This window comes from Brachybacterium massiliense (assembly GCF_900184245.1).
Taxonomy (GTDB): domain Bacteria; phylum Actinomycetota; class Actinomycetes; order Actinomycetales; family Dermabacteraceae; genus Brachybacterium; species Brachybacterium massiliense.
This window is the reverse complement of sequence record NZ_FXXB01000008.1, coordinates 957,915-977,270: the sequence shown is the minus strand read 5'-3', so window position 1 is coordinate 977,270 and position 19,356 is coordinate 957,915. Positions and strand designations below refer to the sequence as shown.

Here is a 19,356-nt window from a genome sequence, read left to right as displayed (position 1 = left end):
CGAGCATCTGATCGCAGTGCTGATCACGGAGTACACCCTCGAGGGAAACCCGCGGCAGCAGATCGCGAACTCTCAGTGCCGGAACGCGTGCGACTCAGTCGTCTGACGCGGTAGGCACGTTCGCCGAGGCGAGGCCGAGCCCACCGGTGGCGAGGATAGTCCCGGCGAGGGACAGCCACAGGGCGACCTCGCTGTCGGTGACGATGCCGTAGGAAACGAGCAGCGGCGCCGCTGCGCCAAGCACGCCGTAGACGTACAGGCGGGCCTTAGGGGAGCGGATGATGCGGCCGAGGTTGATCTCGGCGGGGCCGGCGGCGCGGTACTTGTTCATGGTCGGGTGTCCTCCATCGGGGTTTCGAGTGCGTGGAGCCTGCGGAAAATCTCGCTGTGCTGGCGGTCGTTGTGCTGCGTGGTGCGGTTCATGTCGGCGCGGATCTCGCCGATCTGGCGGGACATGGAGCGGTCGAGCCGGTCGAGGGTGTTCTCGATCCTGCCGAGCGAGTCACGGGCGCTCGAACCGTGGTTCGGGGTGAGCTGGTCGGCGGCGGTGCGCGCCGCCTTGCTGGTGTCGGTGAGCAGCGGCTTGACCTTGGCGCGCCAGACCGCGACGATCGCGGCGATCGCGGCCAGCAGTCCGCCGGCGATCGTGACGAGCAGCGCGAGCAGCGCCGCGACGAACGCGGCGACGCCCTCGGGGTCAGTGAGCCAGGGAGGCATCAGCGGATCGGTTCCTCCCACGCGGCGGCCCACGTGGCGGGGCCGATCTTCCCGTCCACCGTGAGGCCGATGAGCTGCTGGAAGTAGCGCACGATCCGCTCGGTCTCGTCGCCGTAGCGCCCATCGACCGTGATGGTGTAGCCGCGCTCGCGCATACGCTGCTGCCACCGGGCGAGGCCGTGGGAGCGCCACCGCCCTCCGACGCGCTGCACATCGCCGGACACCAACGTGTTCAGGCCGCGACCGGAGACGCTGGTGCGCGGACCGTCCGGCGGGCCGTAGTAGCACATCGCGCCCTTGCGGCGCGGCAGCGGGAACGCCGGCGCGGTCTCGGCGCTCGGCACTGCCGGCACGCTCGTGCCGCCGCCCGGCACCGCGATCGGCCCGCGGTAGTGGAACCGGCCGGCCTTGAGCAGACCCATCACGGCCGGGCCGGGGCACTGCCCGCCGGCCTCGGGCGACTGCTGGTGACCGCGCACCCACGACGCGGTGGGATACGTCGCCTTGAGCTGCGCGAGCAGCCGGAGCACGCCGTCGATCATCGCCTGCGTCGGCACCTCGCGGGCACCGAGCAGCATCAGAATCCCGGCGCCGTTGTTGTTGCTCACGGGGCCACCGTTCGCGCCGGACTCGTGATCGAGCCCGCGGAGCTCCCACGTCTGCCCGCGCCAGTCCACGGCCGCGCCGTAGGCGATATCTTTCCAGCGCCGGCGGTTCACGTGGTCGTCTCGGTATCCGCGGAGCCGGGCCGCGATCTGCGCGGTGCTCTCGCCGTGCAGACTGTTCTCGGGAGTGCCGGGCCAGTGCAGATAAGCGCCGAGCACGCGGGTGTTGAACCGGTGCGAGCGCGTTGCCTTGCTCGTCCACGCGGAGCGGGGGTGATCGTAGCGGATGCTCACGGCGTGGCCTCCTGGGCGATGAGGGCGTCGAGGCGGGCCTCGAGCAGATCGAGTCGGTTCTGGGTAGGCGAGTCGCCGTCGAAGTAGGCGGCGACCTGGGCGCGGGCGGCAGCTTCGGTGTCTGCGACCGCGATGTGGAAGCCGTCGATGTAGCCCCACGCCCTCGGCAGAGAGTAGGTGCCCGGAGTGCCGGAGAAGCGGAGACCGGCACGGGCGACAGCAACGTCCGGGTCAGTCACCTGGACCGCGTAGGTGAACGTCGTCATCACGTTCTGTCCGACCTGGGCGTATTCACCGGGGTAGTGATGAGTGATGTGGTTGTTGGAGTCGCCACGCTCGGTGATGATCCCCGCCGCGTACAGCACCCCGCTCGAGGCGGTGGCCACGTCCACGGAAACGGCCACCCACTGCCCCGGCGACACTGCGGTGTCCTGCTGCACGATGCCCTGCACCTCGGACGTGCTGCCGTCATCTACCCACGACAGAATCGTCGAGTGGGTGCCCTGCGAGACACGCGAAGCCACGGACGTTCTACCGCTCAAGGTGACCTCGGAACCGACGATCAGGCCAGTGCTTGCACTCACCTCGAAGCTGGGATTGATCGCCCGGTTACGGGCCACCTCTCGACCGCCGACATACTTGATCGACTCGGAAGCGTGCGGGGTGCCAGACCAGCCGTAGGTGATCGCATTGGGGTCACTTACCAGTGGGTAGGTGATCGCCGCGGCGAGGCGGGCGTGCCCGGCGGTGGTGACGTGCACGCCGTCAGCATCCACAGCGGGATCGAGTGTGCCGTCAGGCAGCGCCACGGCGCCGGCGAAGTCCAGCACGCCGTGGAACAGGCCGGAGGTTTCCATCCATTCGTTCAGTGCGAGGCGGGTGTTGTCATTGCTCGGCGGCGTGGCGCGGGGCGTGATGGTGGTGCCGTAGAGCGTGCCGCCGATGCGGCGCCGGATCTCGGCCACGGTCGATGCGATCCTGGTCTGCAGCTCCTCGAGGGAGGCACCGCCGGCCCAGTCGTTAGAGCCCATCGCGTACAGCATCGCGTCGGGCGCGTTGATGCCGTCGCCGTAGAGTTCCCACTTCCTGTTCGCCTTCTCGGTCCACGACGAGGCGGAGTCGCCGGAGTGCGCCCAGAACGCCGGCACGGCATCGTTGGCGCGTGCCCACTGTGCGAGCCATGAGTCGATCAGGGGGCGGGCAGCGCCGACGCCGGCCGCGGTCGAGGAACCGAACGCGGCGACTACGGGGGTGGTCGAGGGCACCTCGAGCGCGAGCCACACGAACAGCGGCGGCCGCTGGTCTGTGCTGCCGTCAGTCCACGCGGTGCCGAGGCACTGCGTCACGTCCGAACCCGACCACGTGTACTGCACGACGATCTCGCCGCCCCGGAGCGCGGCGGGCACGTCGATCCACTGCGAGGCGTACTCGGTCGAGCCGGCGGGCAGGTTGATCCAATTGGTGCCGTTGCCGCCGCTGGTGTGCCGGCCGATCCGCACGCCGGTGAGGGTGACGGCGGCGCGGTCGCTGTTGGTGTATCGGGGGTTCCAGTTCCGCATGCGGAGCTGCAGGCGCGTGGTGGCGGCGGGCAGGTGCTGGATCACCGAGGTGGTGCCGGTGCCGGAGGTGCGGGCACCGCCGTACCCGGTGGTGAGTGCAAGGGGCGCGGTCTTGAGACCGGCGGGGCCGGCGGTCTTGAGCTGCTGGACAGGCTCGGGCGTGCCGCCGATCTGCGTCCAGCCGGACCAGCCGCCGGATAGGCGCGAGTTGATCCACAGGGTCGGGGTCGTGGATCGGGAGGCGGCGAGAGCAACGCCGCCGGCGCTGCCCCAGCGGGACATGATCATCGTGCCCTGCGCGACGAACGGCATGCCGAGCGCCTCGGCAGACTCGCCCGACCACCAGGTGTAGATGTTGGTCGGCAGGTCGTCAAACACGTCCGATGCACCGAGGGGCACGGCGGTCTGATCGAAACGGGCGGCCTCGATCCGATCCCACAGCACGCGGGCGTTCGCGCTGATCGCGTCGTCGCCGTCCTTGATGTAGTCGGAGCCGCCGGGCAGGTGGATACCGGCTGCGCGCATCTCGTTGTCTGTAGCCATGATGAACCTTTCAGGCGGCGTTCCAGGTGCGGGACTCGTCCGACCAGGGATAGGTCGCGGAGTCCCACACGCGGGCGGGGACGGTGGGGGAGACGCTGCCGATGACGATCTGCGACGGCGCGAGGGAGAGCGCGAGCGTCCAGCCGGTGCCGGTGATCGTCTCGGTGATCCCCGTGACGAAGTGGATGCCCTGCAACTGATGATGCCAGTCTCCAGACAGGTAAACGGGGTCGCCGTCCTCGAGCCGGAGCAGTCGCGCTGCCTGGTCTCGATCGTACTTTCGGGGCGACGTGAGCAGGTGTAACAGGTCGATCTCGACGTTCGGGATCGAGTAGGCGGACTCCCACTCGAGAGCGCGGAGTCGGAACCCCTCGGCGCGCACCTGGTCCTCATTGTTGAATCGAGCGTGCGTGAGGTCGTGATCGACCACGACGGCGTTGGGGTCGTCCACGTCGCCCCACGTTGCGGTGTTGGTACTGGCACCGACTCCCCACGTGAGGCGCTGGTTGCGGGGGATGCCCTCGGAGTCCTGCTGCCACTTCGCGGGCGCGAGGGCCTGCGAGCGGATCACCGGAAGCCAGTAATCCATGTTGGCGAGAGCGTCGGCCCACCGTGCGGCGTGCGTGGTGATCTGCTGTGAGCCAGCGCGGGTCTCGATCGCCTTGATGCCGAGGTCGCTGGTCCACTTGCCAATGTCGCCGTAGGTCTGCGGGTCCTGCGCCTGGTGCACCGTTCCGTACTGGTCTAAGGTTGCGAGGCGTGTCGGGCCGGACAGCCGCGGCAGCGCCGGGGCGGTCATCAGCTCGGAGATGACCGTAGCGATGTTGGTGCCGACCGCGGGGGTGTAGGTCTTGCGGACGCGGCCGAGCTGCGCGGTCCACGACGCGGCCATGAGCGTAGTCTGCTGCCGGCGCCCGCGGTCGTCCACGTGCTGCCGGCCGATCCTGCCGGCGAACCGCGGCTGTATCACGCTCGCGGACGCGCCCACGAGAGTGTTCATCAGCTGCGCCCCGTAGTCCGTGAGGGACAGCGAGCAGTGCAGCCCAGAACGGATAGAGGCGTAGGCGGACAGGCCGACCTCGAGCGTCGAGGGAGTCACGCCGCCGTCCGGTGAGCCGTCGCCCCGCTTGATCGTCACTCCGGTCAGGGTGCTGTCGCGGAGGTCGGTGCCGTCCTCGACCGTGAGGCGAAACAGCGGCTGATCGGGCTGCAGCTTGCGGTACAGGCGACCGGGGCGGGTGTAGGCCATCACGCCGCCCCGATCAGTGCACGGCGGTCGGCGAGGATCTGCTCGATCTCGCGGGCGAGCCCGATCCGGTCACCGACAAAAGCACCCTCGATGTGAATGTGCAGGTGCTGCGCGTCGGAGCGCGCCGAACGGCCGGCAGCTTGCACACCGATCCGCGGCGCGTCGGGCACCGTGACGAGATCCGCCATAGCACCGGCCGCGCCGCGCTGCATCTTCTCGACGCCTTGGATCAGACCCTCGCCGGTCCACACACCGACCTGCTGCATGACCTTAGACGGGGACGCGATGCCGAGCTTGCCCTTGATCGCGTCCACAGCGCCGCCGGCGAGACCGCTCGCCTTGTCCTTGAGTGCCTGCCCCATCGAGCCGATCCCGTTGATCATGCCCTGAATGAGATCCTTGCCGGCCTGCTTGAGCAGGTTCGCCATATTGCCGAGCCCGTCTTTGATCTTGCCGGGCAGCGCCTTGACCTCGCCGATCAGGTCGCCGGCCTTGGTCTTCACGGTGTCCACGATCAGCGCCCATCCGTCGCGGAAGGTGCGCTTGATGTCGTCAATCGTCTGCCCGGTGATCCCGGAGATGATCGCCATGCCCTGATCGATGATTCCCTGCACAAAAGTAATCGCGCCGTCCACGACGCCCTTGATCGACTCCCAGGCAGCGGACCAATCGCCTTTGAGCAGATTGGAGACGGTCTCGAGCACGGCCACGATAATGTCAATCGCGCCGCTGATCTGCGTGACTAGCGCATCGAAGATCCCGACCACGATCGGCAGGATGAACTCGACCGCCGGCGCGAGATAATCCAGCAGCGTCGAAACTATTTCCATTACAGGATCAACGATTTCGAGAATCTTAGGCACCAGCTCCTCGACGGCACCGATCACGGCGGGCACCACGGTCTCGAGGATGTTCTGCACGATCGGCAGCACCTCCTCGATGATCCCCATAACGGCGGGGATCGCGGTCTCGGCGATGTCCATGAGCAGCGGGATGATCGCCTCGACCGCGCCGCCGATCAGCGGCAGCAGGGACTCGCCGAACTCGAGGATCACCGGCATGGCGTCCATGAACGCCTGCCCGATGCTCTCGACGGCCGGCCACAGCTGATCGAGCATGCCGGTCAGCGGCATGCCGCCCTCGAGCATGCCGGTCAGCGCGGGGCCCATGCGCTCGAGGACCGGCAGCAGCAGCTCGCCGAGCTGCCCGCCGAGCTCGCCGAGGGCAGGCCCGATCTGATCGGCGAACGTCTGGATCGGGGTGAAGTCGATCGTAGAGATCCACTGCGCGAGCGCGCCGAGCGCATCGCCCACGGCGCCGAAGATGACCGTGCCGATCGGCTCGAGGGCGAGCATCGCGTTGTTCTTGAGGATGTCCCACTGCTGCCCGGCGGTGCGGGTCTCATCGGCGAGACCGAGGATGGTGTCTTGAGTGGCGCCGGTGGCGCCCATCAGATCCTCCATGTTGAGCACGCCGGACTCGAGCGCGGCGATGAACTGTGGGGCGGCGCGGGTGCCGAACAGGTCGGTGGCGAGGTCCATCGCGGCAGCGGTGTCGCCGGTGTCGATGAACCCCTGCAGCTCGCCCATGACGCGATTGAAGGTGTCGGCGGTGGGCTCGCCGTCCTTGGCGAGCTTGGTCATCGAGCGTCCCATGCCCTTGAGCACGGCGTTGGAGTCGATGCCGGCCTTGGACAGACCACCGATGAGCGCGGCCGAGTCGCCGAGGCCGAGCCCTAGCTCGGAGAGCACACCGGACTGCGTAGAGAGCTGCCCGGTGAGGTCGTTCATCGAGGTGCCGGTGGCCTGCGAGACGCGGAAGATGTCATCGAGCGCGTCGGGGGTTTCCTCGGCGGCGACGTTGAAGCCGTTGAGCGTGCTCGCGGCGTTCTTGATGTCGATGTCCTCGCCGAGCATGCGGCCGGCCTCGAGCACCTGAGAGGCCACGGTGTCGAGCACCGGGCCGGTGAGGCCGAGGTTGGTGTTGAGGTCGGCGACGGCGGTGCCGACCTCATCGAGCGAGGCGGGGACCTTGCGCGCCACATCGCGGGCGGTGTCCTGCATGCCCTCGAGCGCCTCGCCGGTAGCGCCGGTGCCGATCCGGATCTCGTTGTCCATGTCGGTCGCGGCAGCGCCGATGTCATACAGCGCCTTGCCGACCAGCGCGCCGGCAGCTACAGCTGCAGTGCCGAGGCCAGCGACGGCGAGGCCGGCCTTACCCATCGAGCCGATCGCGTTGGAAGCGTCACCGATGATCTTCACAGCGAGGATCGCGGATTTACCTGCCATGACTATCCTCGCTTTCTCGGTCGATCAGTAGTAGGGCGGTCTCGAGGTCGTGCGGGTCGCCGTCCAGCCATGCGGCGACCGGGATGCCGGAGCGGATAGCGAGCGCGACCAGGTGCGCTCGCCAGCCGGTCAGGTAGGGTCCGGCTCGCCGTCCTCGGTCTCGTCGGTCGAGAGCGCGTAATCGGCGAGGTCGTCCATGAACGCGGCGACGTTCGGGGCGTCGGTGTGCTCGGCGCGCTTGGCGGTGGCGTAGGTCAGTGCGACATGGAACCGGGGGCCCTCGACCAGCGGCCAGCCGTTGTCGCGGCAGATCCCCTCGGCGCGCACCTTGTCGGCAGCGAGCACGCGCACCTTGTCGTGCACGGTCCCGTCGAGCAGCTCGAACGTCACATAGGGGCTCTTCGCGGCTCGTGGTGAAGGAGAGCGTCGCGTCGCTGGCGTAGAACGACCCGTGGTCCTGCTGTGATGGGTGTTGTCTAGACAGCCACATCCCAGAGGACCACGAGCCTGTGCATGAGAATACGGGTTCGCAGCGAGATGCTGCGAGCACGATCTTCAACCTGCCCGACTACCGCGTCATCGACGCGATCGACCTGCCCGATGGAGGCCGGCGGGTGGTGATCGAATCCATCGAGCCGCCGGGCTGTCCGTCGTGCGGGGTGCTCGCGACCAAGGTCCACTCCCGCCGATCCCAGAAGGTGCGAGACGTGCCCGTGGCCGGGGCGATGGCGGTGGTGTGGGCCAAGCGGCGCTGGTTCTGCCTCGAGTCGGCCTGCGCCCGGCGCACGTTCTGGGAAGCGACCGACCAGGTCCCGCACCGCGCGCGCTCGACGACCCGGCTGCGGGATCAGGTCGTCTCCGCGGTGATCACCTCTGGCCGGGCAGCCTCGGAAGTCGCCCGGGCCCATGGCGTCTCGTGGTGGCTGGTCCAGGCCGCGCTGGCGGCTGCCGCCGTGGTCCTGCCCACCGCCGAGGACGTGTCAGTGACGCGCCTGGGCATCGATGAGCACCGCTACCGGTCGGTGCGCTGGTTCCGCACCGACGACGGTGCCTGGAGACGGTTCGAGCCCTGGATGACGACCCTGGTCGACCTCTCCACCGGGCAGGTCCTCGGTATCGTCGACGGCCGGGACTCCACCGCCGTCGGCGACTGGCTCGCCCAGCGCTCCGAGCTCTGGCGGGAGCGGATCGAGATCGTCGCCATCGATCCCTCGGCCGCGTTCCGCAAAGCACTGCGGACCTACCTGCCCCGCGTTGCGGTCTCGGTCGACAAGTTCCACCTCGTCAAGCTCGGAAACGACATGGTCACCACCGTCCGTCAACGCCTAGCCCGCACCCATCGCGGTCGTCGCGGCCGCAAGGACGACCCGGCCTGGGCCCACCGGATGCTGCTGCTACGCGGCGCTGACACCCTCACTCCACGGGCCTGGGAGCGGTTGGAGTCGGTGTTCCGCACCGATGACCCCACCGACGAGCTCTCGGCCGCCTGGGGCATCAAGGAGCAGCTCCGCCGCTTGCTGGCCACCGACACCCTCGCCCAGGCCTGGGACGAACGGATGCGGATGGGCTACTTCGCCCAGCTCGCGAACATGCCCGAGGCGACCAAGCTCTACGACACCGTCGTGACCTGGTGGGACGCGATCGAGGTCCTCATCGTCACCGGCGCGACCACCGCCCGAGTCGAGGCAGCGAACACCGGCATCAAGAACATCAAACGCACCGGCCGCGGCTTCCGTAACGCGGAGAACTACCGGACCCGTATCCTGTTAGCCAGCGCCGCGAGAACCGTAGCGTGAATACCCGCTACAGCAGGGTCATTCACCACGAACCGCGAAGAGCCCACATAGGTCTTGTTCATTTGCCTTTAACTTTCTTGAGTGCTTTGTCGAGCTCTTGATAAAACAACTCGACCCATTGTGGTTCTGTATTCTTCGCGCCGTCTGCCAGGAATGGCGAGGGCTCGATTCCGCGCGCTTCCCAGCCCCAGTGGATGGGGCCGGCGTAGGGGACGGCCTTCTTGCCGGCGCGGATGACGGCCTGCGTCTTGGTGCCGCCGGGCCGGATCGTGCCGGCGAGGCGGCCGGAGCGGACGGGGACGAGCGGCTTGGCGCCGCCGGCGGCGACCTCGGCAGCGGCCTTGTGGGCCGCCTTGAGGTCCTCGAGGTCGTCGCCGGCCTGGCGGAGGGACTTGCGTAGCTCGCGCTGCCCCTCGATCCGGATGCCTGCCTCGCGCCCCGCCACGATCAGACCGCGGGCTCGGTCCCGAAGGTGGGATCGCCGATCAGGGGGAACTCGAAGTCCGTGGTGTTGCGTGCCTTCACGTCGCCGCCGACCTCGACGGGGAGCACCTGGCACTGGCCGGAGATCGCGAGCTGCTGGTCGGACCGGGGCTGGAAGCTGAACGGCAGCACCTCGCCGCGGTGCTCCCAGCACCAGGTCACGAGCGCCTCGGAGCCGTACTCCTGCAGGAAGGTCCCGGCGATGACCGAGGTGATGTTGGGGTCGTCGGCGATCTGCTCGCCGGAGAGCACGTCGATCGGGTCCTCCTGATCGACGCTCGGGGTCCAGCGGGCGTTGGTGATCTGCGAGGTGAACTCGCGGAGGGTGCCGGTCTCGCCGACGGTGAGGACGCCGGGGCCGAGCTTGTGGGCGGTGACAGCCATGACGGGCCTTCTTTCAGTGTTCGGTGGTGAGGGTGAGGGTGTAGCCGGGGAACGTGCGATCGGCGATCGTGTAGGTCTCGGGCTCGGCGGAGTCGAGGCCGAGGGGCTCGGCGAGGGCGTCGAGGATCGGCTCGAAGATCCCGGCAGCCTCGGTGGGGTCCGTGGTCGGGGCGAGCGCGTAGACCGTCCACGTCGCGGTGCGGTGCGTGAGGGTCAGCCACTCGATGGACGGGGGGAGGATCAGCAGCGCGGGCACGCCGGCCATGACTGCGCCGGCGGCGTCGTGCGGCTGGTCCGTGACGGTCACCTCGAGCCCGTCGAGTGCCGCTGCGGCCTCGGCGGTGATCTGCGTGAGGGTGGCGGTGATCATGCGATCGCCACTCCCACGTAGGGCCGGAGCAGCGGCCACGCCTGCGTCATCGGGTCGAGGGCGGGGCGCATCGGGTTGCCGACCAGCTCGGACGAGTCGTAGCTACCGGCACCGGTCGCCGAGGTCCGCTTCTGGTAGAGGTTCGCGCCGACGGCGAGGATCGCCTGCGAGAGCACGGCATCGGGCACCTCGGCGCTGCCGATGCTGCTGGCGACCATCGTCGCGGCAGCGGTGGCGAGCTCGTTCACGAGCTCGCTCTCGCGGCCGCTCGATCTGACGTAGCTGCCGAGGTCCACGGCCGGCATGCCTGCCGGCCAGTCCTGTGCCGTGCTCTCGCTCATGGCGATCAGCCCGCGGTGGTGGTGAAGTTGACCGGGAGCAGCGCGCCGGGGTGCGGCGTGATGTGCGCCATGTACCCGTAGCAGGCGTAGTCGCGGGAGAGGTTCAGGACGTTGTCCTCCTGCAGCCAGAACGGCGCGCCCGGGCTCTCGAGGGTCTCGATCGCGATGGGATCGTAGAACAGGGCGCGGCCGGTGGAGCCGTGCAGCACGGAGACGGGCACGCGGAGCAGCTCGCCGGAGCCGGCGGGCAGGTTCGCGGTGCCGACGACGTTGCTGCCGGTGCCGGAGCTGGACACGGTCAGCAGCGGGCGGCCGTCGGTGCCGGCCTCGGCGGCCAGGCGCTTGAACACGTCGGGGGAGACGGCGAGCTCCTCGAGGGTGTAGCCGCGGTCCTCGAAGATCCCGGCGGAGTCCACGATCGCGTCGATCCAGTCGAACGCGCCGAAGCCCTCGGGGACCTCGACCACGCTGCCCGCCTCGCCGCTGGCCATGATCTCGTCGATCTTCGCGACGATGTACGCCTTGGTGGCGGCCTCGGTCTCGCGGGCGTACTGGATGCCGAACGCCTCGAACATTCCGGTCAGCGCCCACGCCTCGGAGCGGTCGATCACCTGCCGGGAGACGGTCTCGGCACCGCCGAAGGTGCGCACGGGGGCGCTGTCGGAGGTGACCGAGAACCCGGCGCCCTTGGCGAGGGCCTCGAACTCCTCGGTCTGCTCGGCGATGGTCGCGGTGAGCAGCGTCTTGATGTAGTCCACGCTCATGCCCTTGGCGGGCAGGGCGCGGGACTTGAAGCGGCTGGTCCAGCGGCGGCGCTCGGTGATCCGCTTGGTGAGGTCACCGATGAAGCCGGGGGTGTTGACGAGCTTGGAGGGCACGTCGGAGGTGGTCACGTCGCGGTACAGCTCGACGGCCTGCTCGTGGTCGGCGGCGCGCTCGTTCGCGATCGCCGCGACCCACTCGCCGAAGCTGCCGAACGCCTCGGCGCGGGCGGCGAGCTCGTCGGTGCCGGGGCCGGCGGTGTACTCGGAGAAGCGGCGCTCGATGTCGGAGAGCTTGTCGGTGACGGTCTCGGAGAGGGCGTCGAGGTCATCGCGGGTGAGAGTGTCGGTGGGCATGGTGTCCTCCTGCTGGGGCGGGTCGGTCGGGGCGGTGCGGTGGCGAACCTTGGTGACGGTCGCGGTGGAGTAGGCGGGGAACGGCACGAGCGAGAACTCGTGCGCGCGCACGCGGGTGTGGATGACGGTCTCGGTGTCGTCGTCCTCGTTGGTCTCGATCCGGTACTCCTCGGGGCGGAACCCGATCGAGAGGCGGGAGATCACGCCGTCGCGGAGCAGCGTCGCGACCTCGCGGCCGCGCTCGGTGTCGGACAGTGCGCCGTCGATCTCGAACCCGGCATCGGTGTCGCGGCCGGCGGTGATCCGTCCGATCGGCTCGTCGTGCCGCCACAGGACGAGCGAGGGCACGCCGTCGGGGTTCAGCTCGACGGAGCCGCGCTCGAACCTTTCGCGGATGCCCCAGAGGTCGATCTCCTCGTCGTAGGGCACTCCGATGCCGGTGAAGGTGCGGCCGGCGTCGTCCTTGGCGCGGACCTCGACGGCGAGCTGCCGGTCAGAGGTCACGGTGTCTCGGGTGAGGGTGGTGGTGGTCATGCCGGCTGCTCCTCGAGTGCGGGTGCGGCGGAGAGCAGCCGGGCCATGACCTCGGCGCGCTGCTCATCGGTCAGGGGCGGGAGGTTCTCGATCGCGCGGACCTCATCGAGGGTGAGGAAGCCGGCCTCGAGCCCGATCCGGTGCGCGCCGTACCGGGTGGTGGTGTCGGAGCGGAGCAGCACGTCCACGTCCACGCGGATCGTCTGGCCCAGCGGGGACAGGTCGGTCAGCGCCTCCTCGATCTTGCGGAGGTAGGACATGAGCGTGAACCTGGTGAAGGCGAGCCACTCCTGCTCCACGTTTGAGTAGGTCATGGAGCTGCCGTCGAGGGTGACGAGCATCAGCCCGGACGGGATGCCGAACAGGCGCGCGAACTCGGTCACCGAGAACTTGCGGACCTCGAGCCACTGCGCGTCCTCGGGGGAGAGCAGCAGCGGCTCATACTCGGTGTCCCCGCCGATCACTCGGATGCCGGTGGGGTTGTCCTCGTCCATCGCGGCCTCGTTCCAGCGGTCGCGCTGTGCCTTGGCCTCCTCGGCGGTCTTGGCGCCCTTGGACTTGAGCAGCCCGGACGGCTGGCCGGAGCCGCGGAACCAGTTCGAGGCGTAGTCGCGCACGTCGGCGGCTGCGCCGATCTCGTTGCGGGCGGCCTGGATCGGGCCGATGCCACGGTCCCGGCCGGGCAGCCGCATGAGCGTCTGGTGGTACACGTCGGCGGTGGTGAGCTTCTCGCCGCGGTGGTGGTAGCGGAGCACGCGGGTGCGGGGGTCACGGGTGACCGTGACCTCGGCCGGCGGGAGGATGCGGGCGGCGATGAGCGTGCCGGTGCGATCGGTGACCTTGCGGAGGAACAGGTTCCCGTCGAGAGCGAGGGAGAGGACGGCCTGCTCGATCCAGTCAGAGCGGTCCATCTCAGGATCGGGCCGCTTGACCAGCCGGGGAAGCTTCGCGGTGTCGATGATGGTCTGCCCTCCGCGCTCGAGGCGGAGCGGGAGCTGCCCGGCGGAGGTGGTGAGCACCTGCAGCGCGCGGTACACGCCGATGAGCCCGATCGCCTGATCGTCCGAGGCGTCGGGGAGTGACTCGCGGGAGGGCAGGCGCACGATCGGGGAGTTGTCCTCGACGGCGCGGGCGGCATGCTGCGCGGGCGTCTTGCCGGTCAGCCGCTGCCAGAAGTTCATGCCCCGGAGCATCCGGGACGGGCTGGGGCGGCGTCACGGCGCGGTGGGCACTGCGTGACAGGGCGTGACAGGGCGTGACAGCGGGGGCGGTCAGAGCACGATCGAGGCGGCAGACGGCTCGGGGTACTCGTGCGCGTACAGGCCGACGGCGGCGGCGATGATCGAGGGGATCGGCCGGTCCCCGTCGCGGGAGAATCGGCGCACGCCGTTGCTCTTGCGGACCTCGGCGACGGCGGCCTGGCCGCGGAGCTCGTCGGTGCCGTCTTGGATCAGGTCGCCGTCCTCGCCGACGGCCTCGAGCAGCCCCTCGGTAGCCTGCCCGTACTCGTCATAGCTCAGCGTGCGGATCTCGCGCCCGGCATCGGTGAGCTGCTTGACGAAGCGGGATGCGGGGCCGGCGGCGTCGGCAGCAACTGCGCGGGGCTCGTACTGGTCGAACAGCTCGTGCACGCGGGACACGAGCCACTCGCCGGGGTTTGGGCGGTGCTCGAAGATCCGCACACAGCGGCGGCCGGTGTCGGCGTCGCGCCAGCAGGCGAGGATCGAGGCGGAGACGGCGTCGGGGGCGACCTCGAGCGCGTAGGTGACGGTGCCGCGGGGCGGCGAGGGCACCTCCTCGTGCAGGTCGTCCCACCGTGCCAGGTCGATCAGGGAGCCGTCCGAGGCGACAACCACGTTGCAGTAGGCGCGCTTCCATGTGGCGATGCGGGCGGGGGACTGCTGCGCGCGCTCGGCGCGCTTGGCGAGGTCGCCGACCGAGATGGTGTTTCCCACGGCGGGGTGGAAGCGGGGCCACTCCTCGGGGTCGAACGCATCCGCGCCGTCGGCCAGGCTGTACTCGATGTAGCACATGTTCTCGTCGGTGCCGGCGCGGCCGCGCTCTACGATCTCGTTCATGTAGTCGCTCGCGTGCGTGCCCATCGTGGAGATCCGCCACGTCTGCGCGCGCGATCCGAGGGTGATCTGTCCCGGCTCGATCGCGCCGTCCAGCGCGTCGCCCAGATCCTTCCGGTAGTGCCAGAACTCGTCCATCGTCACGAGGTGCGGGTGCTCGCCGTGCAGCGCCGAGAACGTGGGCGAGAAGCGGGAGACGTGCGAGCCGGGGCGGCCGTTGACCTTGAGCCCCTCGGCGCCGGCGGCGCGGGTCGAGGTGAACAGCACGCGGAGGTGGGACTCCTCGACGGCCTGGATCAGATCGATCATGCGCTTGCGCGCGTCGGCACCGGTCTGCGCGGTGTACCAGCACGCGGTCGGCTCGCCGCGGGTGATCGCGCGGTGCAGCTGGACGGGGCCGACGACATCCGTCTTGCCGGACTGCCGGGGCACGGTGATGACCACCTCGCCGTACCGGTACCGGCGACGGCCCTTGTCATCGAGCCGGTACTCGGTCGCCACGTCGATCGCCTTACGCTGCCACGGCATCAGGTGCCGGCCACGGGCGCGGTTCAGCGCCGCGATCTCCTCGCCCTCGGAGAGCCAGGACTCGTCACGCTCGGGGTGGTGCTTCGCCGGCGGCAGCGCGGTGAACGGGTTCGCCTCGGGCGGCTCGACTACGGCGGCGAGCAGCTCATCGAGAGCGGTCGAGTCCACGGTCTCGGGGCGTGGCAGCCGCTCGAGCACGGTCTGCATCACGCCGGCCAGCAGCGCGTACCCGGACGGCGCGCCGACGGTCAGCGCGCGGTCGAGGTCGTGCGCGGCCATGAGCGCGAGCCGCTCGTGCGCCTCCCACGCGGCGAGGGACAGTCCGGCCTCGGCGCGGGCGCGGAGCGTCCACCGAACGCCGGTCTCCTGCATCCCGGTCCCCGGCTCGGGCGGCTCCACCATCGGCAGGTACTGGTCGCGCTGCTCGTCCTCGTCCTCGAGCTGGTGGCCCATAATCGCGGCCAGGAAGGCGTCGAGCGCGTCGTGGGACTCGTCATCCGGTGCGGGGATGCCCTCGAGAACGTCGCTCATCGCCTGGATCAGCTTGGCGCGCCCGGACGGCCGTCCCTGGTCGATCGTGAGGTCCAGCTTGCGCGCGTCAGCGATCGCGAGAGCGATCATCGCCGCGTCGAGGTCATCGAGCAGCCCCTGTGCCTCGCGTGCCGCGATCGTTCGGCGCGTGGCGAGCTCGAGCTCGGCGAGATCGGGCTGCTTCGGGTCCAGACCGGGCAACATCACGGACGATCGAGGCTGATCTGCCCCGATCTCGGGGGGCGTCGGGGTGGTGGTGGAGCGTGCCATGCGGGTCCGCATCCCTCCTGGTCAGAGCCGTTTTTTGGTGGGCGGGTCGGGGAAAAAGAAGCGGGGCGCGGGGTGTTCTGTGTGTCGCCACGTCAGAAGAACGCGCGCGCGTCGATCACTCGCGTCCGCTGCGACGATCCGTGCCGGCCGTAGTTGCATCGCGGGTGCGCGAGGCCGAGGTTGTTGTAGTCGAGCAGTGCTCCTCCTGCGTTGCGCTCACGCTTGTGCTCGATCGTTGCGACGCTCATCGATGCGATCGGTGTCTTGCACACACAGCACACGAGTCCATCGCGTGCGAGCAGCTCTCCCTTGATCGCTTGCCGCTGCCGGTACGGGATCGAGGACCAGGCATCACGCGCTCCCACTGCGCTTGCCCTTCCCCTTCGGCTCCACCGAGCACTGCTCTAGGTAGGCGACGACATCGCCGACTGTGTACCCGATCCGGGAGGGGGAGAGCTGCCGGTACCGGGGGCCACCCCCTCGGGAGCGGAGGGTGCGGAGGGCCTCGGGGGACATGCCCAGGGCCTCGGCAGCTTGCTCGCTGGTGAGCACCTGCCACTGTGCCGGCACGCGCCCGGCCACGCGAGGGGTGGGGGTGGTCGTCATCGGGTGGTCTCCTGGTCGGGGTCGAGGCGGCGGGCGGCGATGGTGAGCAGGTCGGCGGCGTCGCGCACGAGCCGGAGCGTGTCGAGGGTGATCGGTGCGCCGAGCAGCGCGTCGGCGCGGAGCTCGTCGCGGGTGACCTCGAGCGTGCCGGCGAGGGAGTGCAGCTCGTCGCGGTGGGCGCGGAGGTGCTGCCGGGTCTCGGTGGAGACGGGGGCGACGGACTCGGCGCGGGCGGTCATCGGTCGAGCACCCACTCGACGGCGCACCGGTGCTGATCCCAGGTGCCCTCGGGGTACAGGGTGGCGATCCACTCGAGCAGGGCGAGGCGCTCGGTGACGGCCGGGGCCGGGTGCTCGTCCACGTCCTCGGGGGGAGTCGGCCTCGGGGATCTCGCGCTCGGTGGTCTCGCCCTTGAACGATGCGATCGACTCGCTGATGGTGTCGCGCTCGGTGGCCGGCACGGCCATGTTCTCGAGGTAGGTGTGTTCGACGGTCTCGCGGAGGTAGGCGCGCATCGACTCGGGCTCGGCGGCGTCGATTGCGGCGAGCAGCTCGAAGGTCGGGACGCGCAACCCCTTGCTGTCTTCGTCCTTGGTGACCATCACGAAGGTGCGGCCGACCTCGTAGGTTCGCTGGATCGTGAGGGTGCCGGTGGGGGTCTGGATGGGTTCAGTCATGGGATCTATCCGTTCTGTTCTGTCGTGCGGTGCGGATGGTCTCGCGCATCTCGGCGAGGGCTTGCTCTCGTGCTTCGGCGGGATCGGGGAAGCGGTTCAGGCAGTTCCATGTGCGGCAGCGGCCGTCACGGCGGGTAGGTCGGGAGCAGAGGGGGCAGGGGTGTGTGTGCATCGGCGAGCTGGTGATCTTGGTGTTGTAGGGCATCTGCTGCACCTCCTGGTGCCTGCTGGTGGGGTGGGATCACTCTGGGAGGGAGAGAGGGAGTTGGAGGGAGGGAGACTGGTCCCCCCAGGCTTTGGGGAGGACCAGCACACTCCGGTCGGTCGGTCGGTATGCCGTCGATCGGTCGCGGGTCACCTGATGGGGATTACTCATCTGGTCAGGGCCGGGGTGTTGAGCAGGTCGGTGGAGGGGTGCTGTGTGATCGTCCGGGCCTGCCTTGACCGATCGCGCCTACTCATCGGAGCCGGAACACTGAATGAGGGAGTCCGTCATCCCTGAGCCCTTTGGCAGTCGGCTCGTGCGCGTCCCGGTGTCTCGCCCTGGGCAGTCGCCCCGCTCAGTGCGCGGGGATGCTATGGAGTTGTCAGCAGGCCGGTCAGGGCGGCGCGTTAGCGCGTGCGGGGGTAGTCATGCGGTCACCTCGGCGCGGAGGTCGTCAGCGGCCCAGCAGGGCGCGGCAGCGCTGATAGCGCGCTCGAGGTCGGCAGGGGTGCCGTGCGTTGCGGCGTGCTGCGCGTGCTTGCGGTAGGCGATGCGCCCCTCGCACTCGGTGCGGCCGGGCGTCATGTGGTGGTCGCCGCTTGAGTCGTGCCCGCCGGCGCGAAAGACGTACCCACAGCCGGGGCATGCCTCGCCGGGGGTGAGGCACCAGAAGTCGTAGCGGTCCTGGTAGGTCTCGGGCTTGCCGTCGAGGTAGCGGAGCATCAGGGCGCGCTGGGCGTCGTGGCGGGGGTCGTAGTCGAGCTGCGAGAGCAGGTCGAGCTGCACCGGGGCGCTCATCGGGCGATCCCGTGGCGCTTGAGAGCGGCGAGCAGCTGCAGCACCTCGATGCGGCGCTGGGCAGCGCCGGGGTGCCGGCGGGAGACGGCCTTCTCGAGCACGCGGGCGCGGGCCTCGAGCACGTCGAGCACGGCATCGGCGTGCAGGCGCTCGCACTCGGGCGGCGCGGGCGCGGGGCGGCGGGGCGCGAGCTTGCGGATCGGGTCGCCGTTCTTGCGGCGCTGCCGGAGGTCACGGCGGTACTCGCTGATCGCCTGCCGGCACGGCTCGCACCGGCATCCGAACGTGCTGTACCCGTTGGGCTTGCCGTGGGGGATGTCCTGGTCTGCTGCGAGGCGGGCAGCGCGTCGGGCGCGGCGACCGGCCTCGGCGAGCCGGTGCGCATCGGTGCAGTCAGCACACCGGCACCCGTGGTAGGCGTAGCCGGTCTGCGTGCCGTGCTTGAGCGTGCGGCCGGTCATCGTCTGCCCCGGATAAGGTGCACGACGAGAGCGACGGCGCTCACGGGGACAGTGGAGAGCAGGGCTGCGGTCAGCAGCATCTCGACCTCGTGCGCGCTCATCGGGTCACCGCCATAGGCTGAGCGGCATGGAGATCAGACAGATGCTCAGCAAGGCCAATGCCGTACTCGACAAGATGAGCGGTGGTGGCCCGCCGAAGCCCTGGAAGGGACCGGCGCCCGTCGAGTGGCAGGGCGAGGTGGTCGAGGCTGCGCTCGGAGCCGGATTCCAGGCCGATCGACTGCGGCTCGCTGACGGCAAGCGCCGGCGCAACGTCTGGGCGGTCCTCGCGCCGGGACGCACGTCCAGCGGTGCTCCCAAGGTTGAAGTGCACGAGCTGCTCACGGTCAAGCGCGGCAGCATCAGCGGAGGGCCGAAGCTCGGTCAGGCGAGCGTGCGTCCGGGTGGCGCGCTCGATGCAGCGATTCGTGCCGGGGTGCACGTTGGCGTGGTCCAGCTGTCGGCCGACGTGGTGGACACCAGCGGGGCGGGCGTCGAGTACAGCGCCGCCCTGATGCTCGGACGCGGATACCAGTACCGGCCACGCGCCGCCTGGGACTGAGCGGCGCATCATCGCGTCACCTCAGTGGTGAGACGGGCGAGCTCGTCAGTGAGCTCGGCAGCGCGGGCAGCAGCAAGGCTGTCGATCTGCTCCACGTCGAAGACGTAGGCACCGCTCGGGCCGTCGATCTTGCCGACAGGGTTGAGCTTGCCCGCGGCAACCCACTGCGGGACGGTCTGCCGAGAGATGCCGAGGCGCTCGGCAACTCCCGAACTAGACAGAAGTCGCGTTGTGGTCATGCGTCGGATGATGCACTACGCGAGCATGTGTCGTCAAGGCGACACGTGCCTGTTTCGGATCTAGGGCATAGTCATCTGTCGGTC

General features: G+C 69.4%; 22 protein-coding genes. 2 read left to right on the top strand and 20 right to left on the bottom strand.

Features of this window, described 5'->3' with window-relative positions; genetic code table 11:
* Window positions 1-94: 94 nt before the first annotated feature.
* The 7 genes from BN4251_RS14540 to BN4251_RS14515 form a co-directional block, all read right to left on the bottom strand.
* Window positions 95-331, bottom strand: a complete 237-nt coding sequence (locus BN4251_RS14540; RefSeq protein ID WP_087485754.1) for a phage holin — start codon at window positions 329-331, stop codon at window positions 95-97.
* Window positions 328-717: a hypothetical protein gene (locus BN4251_RS14535; RefSeq protein WP_087485753.1), complete on the bottom strand. Its 390-nt coding sequence runs from the start codon at window positions 715-717 to the stop codon at window positions 328-330. The genes BN4251_RS14540 and BN4251_RS14535 overlap by 4 nt, the downstream gene beginning before the upstream one ends.
* Entirely contained in the window at window positions 717-1,616 is a 900-nt protein-coding gene (locus BN4251_RS18500; RefSeq protein WP_212647620.1) for a peptidoglycan recognition protein family protein, read from the bottom strand. The genes BN4251_RS14535 and BN4251_RS18500 overlap by 1 nt, the downstream gene beginning before the upstream one ends.
* On the bottom strand, window positions 1,613-3,718 hold the full coding sequence (locus BN4251_RS14525; protein ID WP_140398453.1) for an SGNH/GDSL hydrolase family protein: 2,106 nt from the start codon (window positions 3,716-3,718) through the stop codon (window positions 1,613-1,615). The genes BN4251_RS18500 and BN4251_RS14525 overlap by 4 nt, the downstream gene beginning before the upstream one ends.
* Before the next feature lie 10 nt (window positions 3,719-3,728).
* The gene (locus BN4251_RS18070) at window positions 3,729-4,967 is read right to left on the bottom strand and encodes a hypothetical protein (RefSeq protein WP_140398452.1); all 1,239 of its coding nucleotides are present in this window, start codon (window positions 4,965-4,967) and stop codon (window positions 3,729-3,731) included.
* A complete protein-coding gene (locus BN4251_RS14520; protein ID WP_425426216.1) occupies window positions 4,967-7,030 on the bottom strand; it encodes a phage tail tape measure protein in 2,064 nt (687 codons plus the stop codon). Before BN4251_RS14520 ends, BN4251_RS18070 begins: the two co-directional genes overlap by 1 nt.
* Window positions 7,031-7,384: 354 nt before the next feature.
* Window positions 7,385-7,645 (bottom strand): hypothetical protein, encoded by a 261-nt coding sequence (locus BN4251_RS14515; RefSeq protein ID WP_087485750.1) that lies wholly within the window; start codon window positions 7,643-7,645, stop codon window positions 7,385-7,387.
* A 119-nt stretch (window positions 7,646-7,764) separates the two neighbouring features.
* Between BN4251_RS14515 and BN4251_RS14510 the strand changes: the two genes are divergently transcribed.
* Window positions 7,765-9,051: an ISL3 family transposase gene (locus tag BN4251_RS14510; RefSeq protein WP_087483965.1), complete on the top strand. Its 1,287-nt coding sequence runs from the start codon at window positions 7,765-7,767 to the stop codon at window positions 9,049-9,051.
* 58 nt (window positions 9,052-9,109) lie between these two features.
* Here BN4251_RS14510 and BN4251_RS14505 read toward each other — a convergent pair whose 3' ends face one another.
* The 12 genes from BN4251_RS14505 to BN4251_RS14450 form a co-directional block, all read right to left on the bottom strand.
* Window positions 9,110-9,496, bottom strand: a complete 387-nt coding sequence (locus BN4251_RS14505; RefSeq protein WP_212647619.1) for a hypothetical protein — start codon at window positions 9,494-9,496, stop codon at window positions 9,110-9,112.
* A 2-nt stretch (window positions 9,497-9,498) separates the two neighbouring features.
* Window positions 9,499-9,918 (bottom strand): hypothetical protein, encoded by a 420-nt coding sequence (locus BN4251_RS14500; protein ID WP_087485749.1) that lies wholly within the window; start codon window positions 9,916-9,918, stop codon window positions 9,499-9,501.
* Window positions 9,919-9,931: 13 nt separating this feature from the next.
* The gene (locus tag BN4251_RS14495) at window positions 9,932-10,288 is read right to left on the bottom strand and encodes a hypothetical protein (protein WP_087485748.1); all 357 of its coding nucleotides are present in this window, start codon (window positions 10,286-10,288) and stop codon (window positions 9,932-9,934) included.
* Window positions 10,285-10,629, bottom strand: a complete 345-nt coding sequence (locus tag BN4251_RS14490; protein ID WP_140398451.1) for a hypothetical protein — start codon at window positions 10,627-10,629, stop codon at window positions 10,285-10,287. Before BN4251_RS14490 ends, BN4251_RS14495 begins: the two co-directional genes overlap by 4 nt.
* Window positions 10,630-10,634: 5 nt before the next feature.
* The gene (locus BN4251_RS14485; protein ID WP_087485746.1) at window positions 10,635-12,281 is read right to left on the bottom strand and encodes an HK97 family phage prohead protease; all 1,647 of its coding nucleotides are present in this window, start codon (window positions 12,279-12,281) and stop codon (window positions 10,635-10,637) included.
* Window positions 12,278-13,462: a phage portal protein gene (locus tag BN4251_RS14480; protein ID WP_170931976.1), complete on the bottom strand. Its 1,185-nt coding sequence runs from the start codon at window positions 13,460-13,462 to the stop codon at window positions 12,278-12,280. The genes BN4251_RS14485 and BN4251_RS14480 overlap by 4 nt, the downstream gene beginning before the upstream one ends.
* Window positions 13,463-13,552: 90 nt before the next feature.
* Window positions 13,553-15,685, bottom strand: coding sequence for a terminase large subunit (locus BN4251_RS14475; protein ID WP_140398450.1), 2,133 nt, complete (start codon window positions 15,683-15,685; stop codon window positions 13,553-13,555).
* A 92-nt stretch (window positions 15,686-15,777) separates the two neighbouring features.
* Window positions 15,778-15,957, bottom strand: coding sequence for an HNH endonuclease (locus tag BN4251_RS18065; protein WP_281255322.1), 180 nt, complete (start codon window positions 15,955-15,957; stop codon window positions 15,778-15,780).
* A 79-nt stretch (window positions 15,958-16,036) separates the two neighbouring features.
* Window positions 16,037-16,291, bottom strand: coding sequence for a helix-turn-helix transcriptional regulator (locus tag BN4251_RS14465; RefSeq protein WP_087485742.1), 255 nt, complete (start codon window positions 16,289-16,291; stop codon window positions 16,037-16,039).
* Window positions 16,288-16,968, bottom strand: coding sequence for a hypothetical protein (locus BN4251_RS14460; protein WP_087485741.1), 681 nt, complete (start codon window positions 16,966-16,968; stop codon window positions 16,288-16,290). The genes BN4251_RS14465 and BN4251_RS14460 overlap by 4 nt, the downstream gene beginning before the upstream one ends.
* A 631-nt stretch (window positions 16,969-17,599) precedes the next feature.
* Window positions 17,600-17,971, bottom strand: a complete 372-nt coding sequence (locus tag BN4251_RS14455; RefSeq protein WP_087485740.1) for a hypothetical protein — start codon at window positions 17,969-17,971, stop codon at window positions 17,600-17,602.
* On the bottom strand, window positions 17,968-18,432 hold the full coding sequence (locus tag BN4251_RS14450) for a hypothetical protein (protein ID WP_087485739.1): 465 nt from the start codon (window positions 18,430-18,432) through the stop codon (window positions 17,968-17,970). The genes BN4251_RS14455 and BN4251_RS14450 overlap by 4 nt, the downstream gene beginning before the upstream one ends.
* A 127-nt stretch (window positions 18,433-18,559) precedes the next feature.
* Between BN4251_RS14450 and BN4251_RS14445 the strand changes: the two genes are divergently transcribed.
* Window positions 18,560-19,033 carry a hypothetical protein gene (locus BN4251_RS14445; RefSeq protein ID WP_087485738.1) on the top strand — a complete coding sequence of 158 codons (474 nt, stop codon included), beginning with the start codon at window positions 18,560-18,562 and terminating at the stop codon, window positions 19,031-19,033.
* 8 nt (window positions 19,034-19,041) lie between these two features.
* Here the strand turns inward: BN4251_RS14445 and BN4251_RS14440 are convergent, their stop codons facing one another.
* Window positions 19,042-19,272: a helix-turn-helix transcriptional regulator gene (locus BN4251_RS14440; RefSeq protein WP_087485737.1), complete on the bottom strand. Its 231-nt coding sequence runs from the start codon at window positions 19,270-19,272 to the stop codon at window positions 19,042-19,044.
* Window positions 19,273-19,356 lie beyond the last annotated feature (84 nt).

Bases quoted from the DNA above. Each gene is read 5' to 3' on its own strand.
- BN4251_RS14460 (WP_087485741.1), bottom strand. From the start codon at position 16,968: ATGACTGAACCCATCCAGACCCCCACCGGCACCCTCACGATCCAGCGA.
- BN4251_RS18070 (WP_140398452.1), bottom strand. From the start codon at position 4,967: ATGGCCTACACCCGCCCCGGTCGCCTGTACCGCAAGCTGCAGCCCGAT.
- BN4251_RS14500 (WP_087485749.1), bottom strand. From the start codon at position 9,918: ATGGCTGTCACCGCCCACAAGCTCGGCCCCGGCGTCCTCACCGTCGGC.
- BN4251_RS14475 (WP_140398450.1), bottom strand. From the start codon at position 15,685: ATGGCACGCTCCACCACCACCCCGACGCCCCCCGAGATCGGGGCAGAT.
- BN4251_RS14525 (WP_140398453.1), bottom strand. From the start codon at position 3,718: ATGGCTACAGACAACGAGATGCGCGCAGCCGGTATCCACCTGCCCGGC.
- BN4251_RS14465 (WP_087485742.1), bottom strand. From the start codon at position 16,291: ATGACGACCACCCCCACCCCTCGCGTGGCCGGGCGCGTGCCGGCACAG.
- BN4251_RS14485 (WP_087485746.1), bottom strand. From the start codon at position 12,281: ATGACCACCACCACCCTCACCCGAGACACCGTGACCTCTGACCGGCAG.
- BN4251_RS14540 (WP_087485754.1), bottom strand. From the start codon at position 331: ATGAACAAGTACCGCGCCGCCGGCCCCGCCGAGATCAACCTCGGCCGC.
- BN4251_RS14455 (WP_087485740.1), bottom strand. From the start codon at position 17,971: ATGAGCGCCCCGGTGCAGCTCGACCTGCTCTCGCAGCTCGACTACGAC.
- BN4251_RS14480 (WP_170931976.1), bottom strand. From the start codon at position 13,462: ATGAACTTCTGGCAGCGGCTGACCGGCAAGACGCCCGCGCAGCATGCC.
- BN4251_RS14450 (WP_087485739.1), bottom strand. From the start codon at position 18,432: ATGACCGGCCGCACGCTCAAGCACGGCACGCAGACCGGCTACGCCTAC.
- BN4251_RS14535 (WP_087485753.1), bottom strand. From the start codon at position 717: ATGCCTCCCTGGCTCACTGACCCCGAGGGCGTCGCCGCGTTCGTCGCG.
- BN4251_RS14445 (WP_087485738.1), top strand. From the start codon at position 18,560: ATGGAGATCAGACAGATGCTCAGCAAGGCCAATGCCGTACTCGACAAG.
- BN4251_RS14440 (WP_087485737.1), bottom strand. From the start codon at position 19,272: ATGACCACAACGCGACTTCTGTCTAGTTCGGGAGTTGCCGAGCGCCTC.
- BN4251_RS14520 (WP_425426216.1), bottom strand. From the start codon at position 7,030: ATGCAGGACACCGCCCGCGATGTGGCGCGCAAGGTCCCCGCCTCGCTC.
- BN4251_RS14490 (WP_140398451.1), bottom strand. From the start codon at position 10,629: ATGAGCGAGAGCACGGCACAGGACTGGCCGGCAGGCATGCCGGCCGTG.
- BN4251_RS14495 (WP_087485748.1), bottom strand. From the start codon at position 10,288: ATGATCACCGCCACCCTCACGCAGATCACCGCCGAGGCCGCAGCGGCA.